Below are 6,926 nucleotides of genomic sequence, written 5' to 3' on the forward strand. Positions count from 1 at the left end.
GGCAATGCGTGTGAGATTGGATCAGGGTCTGCACCTGTCAGTGGTGCTCGCCGGCATGGCAATTTTCGCAGGCTGCGAGGACAGCGGCAACACCTACGTCCCCCCTCCGCCAGCTCCGGTTCGCGTCGCCCAACCGGTCCAGCAGCCGGTCACCTTGTATTTCGAACTTACTGGCAATACGGCGCCGCTGAATTCCGTCGATATCGAAGCACGCGTCCAGGGCTACATCGAGTCCATCGATTACCAAGACGGCATGACGGTGACGAAGGGTACCAAGCTCTTCGGAATCGAACGAAACACCTACCAGGCGCAGTTCGACCAGGCGAAGGCATCGCTCGCCTCGCAACAGGCATCGCAGGTGGGTGCGCAGCAGGAATATGATCGGCAGCTCAATCTATCGAAGCAACAGGTCACCACACAGACCGCAGTCGACAGCGCCAAGGCGACGCTCGACGAGGCGAATGCGTCCATCCTCAACGCCCAAGCCAATCTCGAGCTGGCGACGATCAACCTCGGATATACGGAGGTGCTTGCCCCCTTCGATGGCACCGTCACGGACCATCTCGTCGATATCGGCGCACTCGTCGGCGTATCCGGCCCCACCAAACTCGCCAGCATCGTCCAGACGGATCCGCTTTATGCCTATTTCAACGTCAGCGAAGTCCAGGTCCTGACAATCAAGGAAACCATGGCAAGGCAGGGACATGCCTTCAAGCAGACGGACCTTCCGAGCATGGCTGCGGAAATTGGCTTGCAGACGGAACAAGGTTATCCGCACAGGGGTCATCTCGACTACGTGTCGCCTCAGCTCGATGCCTCCACAGGCACTCTTCAGGTACGCGCCTTATTCGACAACAAGGACCGGGCCATGTTGCCGGGTCTCTTCGTGCGGGTCCGAGTGCCGGTCGGCCATAACGACAAGGCTTTGCTGGTGCGCGACGACGCCATCGGAACGAACCAGTTGGGCAGCTACCTGCTCGTTCTGGGCAAAGACGATATCGTCGAGCAGAAACAGGTCAAGACCGGCCAGCGCGAAGGTTCGCTTCGCGTTATCGACTCAGGCCTCGATCCGGCCGACTGGGTCGTGACTCAAGGCATCCAGCAGGCGATCCCCGGCAGCAAGGTCACACCCGAGAAAATGGAAATGAACCCGGCGGCGAGCGCCGCCGGCGATGCCAAGGCCAACACCACCACGCAGTGAATTCGCCACCATGCTCATCTGAACGTCTAAGGACACCAGCATGATCTCGCGCTTCTTCATCGAGCGACCGGTGCTCGCCAACGTTCTGGCCTTGGTCTTCGTGCTCATCGGCGCGGTCGCCCTTCTCCAACTTCCTGTGGCGCAATATCCAAATGTCGTTCCGCCGACGGTGCAGGTGACGACGCGCTTCCCGGGCGCCAGCGCGCAGACCCTTATCGACACCGTCGCGTTGCCGATCGAGCAGCAGGTCAACGGTGTGCAGGACATGCTCTACATGCAGTCGGCGAGCGCTAGCGACGGGACCTATTCGCTGACCGTCACCTTTGCCATCGGAACGGATCCTGATCAGGCGCAAGTTCTGGTGCAGAACCGCGTCGCCATAGCGATGTCGTCGCTTCCCGAAGCCGTGCAGCTTCAGGGCGTGACGACGCAAAAGAAATCGACGGCGATCCTCGGCTTTGTCAGCCTGACCTCGCCCGACAGCCGCTATGACAGCTTGTTCCTGTCGAACTACGCCGTCATCAATCTGCAGAATGAGCTCGCCCGCCTGCCGGGCGTCGGCAACGTGACCGTGTTCGGCGCCGGCCAATATGCCATGCGCATCTGGATGGATCCGAACCTGCTGCAGGCCCGCGGCCTGACGCCGCAGGATGTCGTCAGCGTCGTGCAGCAGCAGAGCCAAGAGGTCGCCGCCGGTCAAATCGGCATTCCACCGGTGCCGAAAGGACAAGTCTTTCAATACACACTGAACGTCAACGGCCGGCTGAACGAAGCCGCCGACTACGAGAACATTATCGTCAAGGTCGAGAGCGGACAGGGCGGCCGCATCACGCGCGTCCGCGATATCGGCCGCGTCGAACTCGGCGCCCAGACCTACAGCCAGTCCTTCACGCAAAACGGCCGGCCGGCGGCCGGCATCGGCATTTTTCAATTGCCCGAGGCCAACGCCATTGCGGTGGCGCAAGCGGTGAACGCTAAAATGCAGGAGCTCTCGAAAGGCTTCCCGCCGGGGCTTGAGTATCATCTGCCGTTCGACACGACGAAATTCGTCAAGGCCTCCATCGACGAGGTTTACGTCACCTTGATCGAGGCCGGCGTTCTCGTTCTCATCGTCATCCTCGTCTTCCTGCAGGATTGGCGGGCGATGCTCGTGCCGGCGACCACCGTTCCGGTCACCATCATCGGCGCCTTCGCCGCCATGGCGGCATTGGGCTTCACCGTCAACCTGTCGACGCTGTTCGCCATCGTTCTTGCCATCGGTATCGTCGTCGATGATGCCATCGTCATCGTCGAAGGCGTCGCCCGGCACATCGAGGCGGGCATGTCCGGCCGGCAGGCTGCCGAGAAGGCGATGGAAGAACTGCTCGGCCCCGTCATTGGGATCACGCTGGTGCTGATGGCGGTTTTCATTCCGGCCGCCTTCCTGCCCGGCCTGACCGGCCAGCTCTATCGGCAGTTCGCACTCGTTATCGCCGCCACGGCGCTGATCAGCGCCATCAATGCCGTGACGCTGAAACCGACGCAATGCGCCCTCTGGCTGCGAGCGCCGGTGCCCTTCGAGAAACGCAACGCCTTTTATCGCGGCTTCAACAGGGGCTATGATTGGGGCGAGCGCCACTATGCCGGATTGATCGGATCGATGACCCGCCACAGCGGTATCATGGCGATCGCAGCACTTGCGCTGATCGGCGTCGCCGTCTGGGGGCTCACGCGCCTGCCGACCGCCTTTCTGCCCCTCGAGGACCAGGGCTATGTGCTGATCAGCGCGCAATTGCCCGACGGCGCTTCGAAGGAGCGGACGGATGCGGTGATGGAAGAAGTCGGCAAGATCGCCGAAACCACACCTGGCGTCGATCAGGTGCTGACTATCAGCGGCCTTTCCGTTCTCGACAACAGTGCCAGCCTGCAGAATGCCGGCGTCGCCTATGTCGTTCTCAAGGATTGGGACGAGCGCGGCAAGGCGAAGGGACAGGACCTGCTGTCGATCTATCAGCATCTGAACGAGGCGCTGCAAAGCGTGCTTGCCGCCAAGACTTTGGTCGTCGTGCCGCCTCCGATCCAGGGCGTCGGCAATGCCAACGGCTTTACCATGCAGGTCCAACTCAGAAACGGCGCATCCGACTATCCACTGCTGCAATCGCTTGCCGATACGATCGTCAAAAACGGCAATGCGCAATCATCGCTGCAGAGGCTCAGTACGCCTTTTCGCTCAAACGTGCCGCAGCTTGCGGTATCCGTCGATCGTATCAAGGCGGAGACGCTGGGAATTACGGTGGGCCAAGTCTTCTCCGCTCTCTCCGGCTATATCGGTTCGAGCTATGTGACGCAGTTCAACAAGTTCGGCCGCACCTTCCAAGTCTATGCGCAAGCCGCATCCGATTTCCGTATCAGCCCTGAAGACATCCGAAATCTGAAGGTCAAGGCCGGCGACGGGACCATGGTGCCGCTTGGCACGGTCGTCGATGTTAAGACGACGCAGGGCCCGTCCCTGATCAGCCTCTACAATCTCTATCCCACAGCCACCATCGTCGGCGGGCCAGCCGCAGGATTCAGCTCCGGCCAGTCGCTCGCGGTGATGGAGCAGATCGCCGATCAGACGCTGCCGCCAGGCACCGGCTTCGAATGGACGGCGCTGTCCTATCAGGAGAAGGCCGTGGGCGGGCAGATCTATTTTGTGTTCGCGCTGGCCATGCTCCTCGTCTATTTCGTGCTCGCCGGCCAATATGAAAGCTGGATCCTGCCGCTGGCGGTCATCCTCGCCGTGCCGCTCGCCCTTCTCGGAACGGTGGCAGCACTCATGGCGGCGGGCGTCGCCAACAATCTCTATACGCAGATCGGCCTCATCCTGCTGATAGCGCTCGCAGCCAAAAATGCCATCCTCATCGTCGAATATGCTCGCGAAAAGCGGGCAGAAGGCATGGAAATCCTGGATGCGGCCGTCGAGGCCGCCCGCCTGCGCTTCCGGCCGATCCTGATGACGTCCTTCGCCTTCATCCTCGGCGTCCTGCCGCTGGTGCTGGCGACGGGCGCCGGAGCATCGGCCCGCAAGTCGATCGGCATATCGGTCTTTAGCGGCATGATCGCCTCGACCTGCCTTGCCATCCTCTTTGTTCCTTCCTTCTACGTGCTGCTGCAGCGCCTCGAGGAACACTGGAAGCGCCGCGGAGCGACCACAAGCACGGCTGCACCAGTTGCGGAGGCGGAGATAGCGAAACTCCGGTAAGGCGAGCAGCAATTATTGGACGATCACCTGCACATAGACATTGCCGCTCTTGGCATAATAATAACCGCCGCAGCGATAATAATAGCCGCCGTAATAGGGACCATAGCGGCAGCCTGCTGGAAGCACGGCGATGGTCGTCGTCGTGCGTGTGACGACCCGGCGCGTCGTCCGGCGGGCAACGCCTGCATAGGAGAGCGGCGTCAGCGGTCTGCCGATGACGGCGCCCGCCGGCGTAGCGAAGCTGATCGACAGTGGCATGGATCCTTGCTCCCCGATGTGGAAGCCGGTGAATGTCAGAAAACCGGTCAGGCCGAGGGCGAGGAACAGCTTGTTATAGATCATTTTAAGTCTCCCATATCGGCGGCTTCAGGCAGCTCGTCGAGCGATTGCAGCTCACTGAGATCCACCGTCTTTGCACTGGCTGGAATCTCGATGGTGTAAGAAACGGCCGCCACATCCGCCCCGCTTTTGAAATCGCTGATTTCGAGAGTGTATTGCGGCGCCTGGACGACGTGCTTGCTGGTGATGACGTATCGCCGCGGTATGGGTTGCGGGCCGTTCTGTATCCAAATCTGCCAGTCGATCTCAGGCGTTCGGAAGGCCAGATATTCGCATTCGACCCCATCCACGAAAGCGCTGGAAATATGCTTGGCCTCCGTCACATCTGATATAAGCACGTCATAGACGTTGGAGGCTAAAAGATCGGCGCCCGGCGCTTCGACGCCTGCGGTCATCAGCCTGTCGATCAAATCATCGAGCGAACCCTTGCCGTCGATCTTGGCATAGGCGTCGAGGTTCTTGCCATGAACCGTCAGCGACGAACCGTCGAAACTCACATCGAGGTCGGCAAAGCCGCCGGTTCTCGTGACCCGCAGCTTATCGGGACGAGTGAGGTTGGCTGTCCCTGAACTCACGAACTGGAGTTTCTCGAAGGCAGGCGTCACTGCTTCGAGCGACGATTGATAGCTGAAGGAGATCGTCTTCTGCGCCGCCAGAAAATCGGACATCGTCTTTAAAAGAGCTTTCGCATCATCTGCCCATGCGCTGGTCGGCGGCGCCAGGCTGGCGGCAAGCGAAACATACAGGAGCATCCGCTTCAACCGCGGGAAAGGGAAAGTCGATGACATGGCAATGCCTTTCGTTGGTGTCGTCATTGATTTCATCGAATTGCAGATGGCGCCGGACCTGCCGCAGCCGAACATGAAAAGTGGGTAAACCACCGCTTGCGGACTTCGCGGGATCGCGCGCACCAAATTTCTCGGCGGAACGCGCGATGGTCTCTTTCAGAGAGCAACTGCGAACGAGCGTTACAAGCCCGAGGTCAGCACGCGATGGCAGGCTGGTGATACGCGTTGCAGATTGTCGCGCAGGCAGGCAATGCCTCGCCCTCCCCCCAAAGGCACCATGCGGCACAATGCCCGGAAGTCCGCTCCGCAGGTTTCACGCAGGATCATCACTTCCTCACGCGGTGAGAAGGCTGGCATCACTGCCCGAGGGGCCGGCGTGATCGCACCGGTGGCAGCCGCAGCGCCGGCCGACGGCGCCCCCGATTCCCCCAATGCCGCAACGGCTTGCTGACATGGTGCCGATAGAGCCGCGTTGCGCTGTTGCAGACAGCTGAGCGCCGCCGCACCGCCCGGCGTGACACCGGAACATTGCGTCATGAAATCGCGCTGACAGGCCGATTTGACCGCATTGCGCTGCGCCTGCGTCGGCTGATGCGCCGGCGTGCCGGTAGCAGGCGCCGGGGTAGTCACCGCAGTATTTGCAGGCGCAGCCGGCGTCGGCGCCGCCGATGTCGATTTGGGTTTGACGTTCACGGCGGACACCGCTTTCTGACAACCTGCCGAAAGCGTAGCGCTATGCTGCTGCAAACAAGTGAGCGCCTCGATACCTCCCGGCGTAACCCCGGAGCATTTCGCCATGAAATCGGAGCGGCACTCTGCTCTGATGGCATCACGCTGCTCTTCGGTCGGCGCTTGCGCAGACACAATCCCGGCGAGAAACACCACCGCGCAGAACGCAGGCAACCCGAAGATTAGCGATAGAAGACGCCGCCGCCGATACGGAAGCGCCAGCAGGAAAGATCCCCATTTTCCCATGATTCCCCCCAATAAATCTTTGATCTACTTCATGAAATCGAACTGCCTTTGAATAGGATAAATACGCGCCGCCGAATGGACGGACGTTACTTGCGACTGTGAAAATGTAAGAAGCGCCTGATTTAGGTATATTAGAATATTATCTATTTAGCAACTATCTACGTCGCTTGAAAAGCGACCGCAACTCATCGGAATAGTGTCACCGTCGCCCGTAAACGCAAAAGCCCGCCATGAGGCGGGTTTTTGGGTATTGTATGTTTGATCATGGAAGGTTTGGTTGCGGGGGCAGGATTTGAACCTGCGGCCTTCAGGTTATGAGCCTGACGAGCTACCGGGCTGCTCCACCCCGCGCCATGGCAAATCCATTGGATCTGCTTGAGTATTATAACACGAAAGGCCG

Annotated in this window: 5 protein-coding genes and 1 tRNA gene; 2 read left to right on the forward strand and 4 right to left on the reverse strand. The window is 60.2% G+C overall.

From position 1 onward, the window contains the following. Positions 1 to 4 precede the first annotated feature (4 nt). Both HJB84_RS32815 and HJB84_RS32820 read left to right on the forward strand, forming a co-directional pair. Positions 5 to 1,201, forward strand: a complete 1,197-nt coding sequence (locus HJB84_RS32815; protein ID WP_221117915.1) for an efflux RND transporter periplasmic adaptor subunit — start codon at positions 5 to 7, stop codon at positions 1,199 to 1,201. A 40-nt stretch (positions 1,202 to 1,241) separates the two neighbouring features. After that, a complete protein-coding gene (locus HJB84_RS32820; protein ID WP_221117916.1) occupies positions 1,242 to 4,424 on the forward strand; it encodes an efflux RND transporter permease subunit in 3,183 nt (1,060 codons plus the stop codon). Positions 4,425 to 4,436: 12 nt separating this feature from the next. On the opposite strand, the gene HJB84_RS32825 is transcribed toward HJB84_RS32820, so the two are convergent. The 4 genes from HJB84_RS32825 to HJB84_RS32840 all read right to left on the reverse strand — a co-directional run bounded on the left by HJB84_RS32825 (position 4,437) and on the right by HJB84_RS32840 (position 6,877). After that, positions 4,437 to 4,766, reverse strand: coding sequence for a hypothetical protein (locus HJB84_RS32825; RefSeq protein WP_221117917.1), 330 nt, complete (start codon positions 4,764 to 4,766; stop codon positions 4,437 to 4,439). Next, positions 4,763 to 5,551: a DUF2092 domain-containing protein gene (locus HJB84_RS32830; RefSeq protein ID WP_221117918.1), complete on the reverse strand. Its 789-nt coding sequence runs from the start codon at positions 5,549 to 5,551 to the stop codon at positions 4,763 to 4,765. Before HJB84_RS32830 ends, HJB84_RS32825 begins: the two co-directional genes overlap by 4 nt. Positions 5,552 to 5,731: 180 nt before the next feature. Beyond that, the gene (locus HJB84_RS32835) at positions 5,732 to 6,526 is read right to left on the reverse strand and encodes a hypothetical protein (protein WP_221117919.1); all 795 of its coding nucleotides are present in this window, start codon (positions 6,524 to 6,526) and stop codon (positions 5,732 to 5,734) included. Positions 6,527 to 6,800: 274 nt separating this feature from the next. Beyond that, positions 6,801 to 6,877, reverse strand: a tRNA-Met gene (locus HJB84_RS32840). Positions 6,878 to 6,926 lie beyond the last annotated feature (49 nt).

It is taken from the genome of Rhizobium sp. NZLR1b (assembly GCF_019685155.1).
GTDB lineage: Bacteria > Pseudomonadota > Alphaproteobacteria > Rhizobiales > Rhizobiaceae > Rhizobium.

What these genes read in the sequence shown, in the direction of transcription:
- HJB84_RS32820 (WP_221117916.1), top strand. Translation starts at nt 1,242, where the DNA reads ATGATCTCGCGCTTCTTCATCGAGCGACCGGTGCTCGCCAACGTTCTG.
- HJB84_RS32825 (WP_221117917.1), bottom strand. Translation starts at nt 4,766, where the DNA reads ATGATCTATAACAAGCTGTTCCTCGCCCTCGGCCTGACCGGTTTTCTG.
- HJB84_RS32835 (WP_221117919.1), bottom strand. Translation starts at nt 6,526, where the DNA reads ATGGGAAAATGGGGATCTTTCCTGCTGGCGCTTCCGTATCGGCGGCGG.
- HJB84_RS32830 (WP_221117918.1), bottom strand. Translation starts at nt 5,551, where the DNA reads ATGTCATCGACTTTCCCTTTCCCGCGGTTGAAGCGGATGCTCCTGTAT.
- HJB84_RS32815 (WP_221117915.1), top strand. Translation starts at nt 5, where the DNA reads ATGCGTGTGAGATTGGATCAGGGTCTGCACCTGTCAGTGGTGCTCGCC.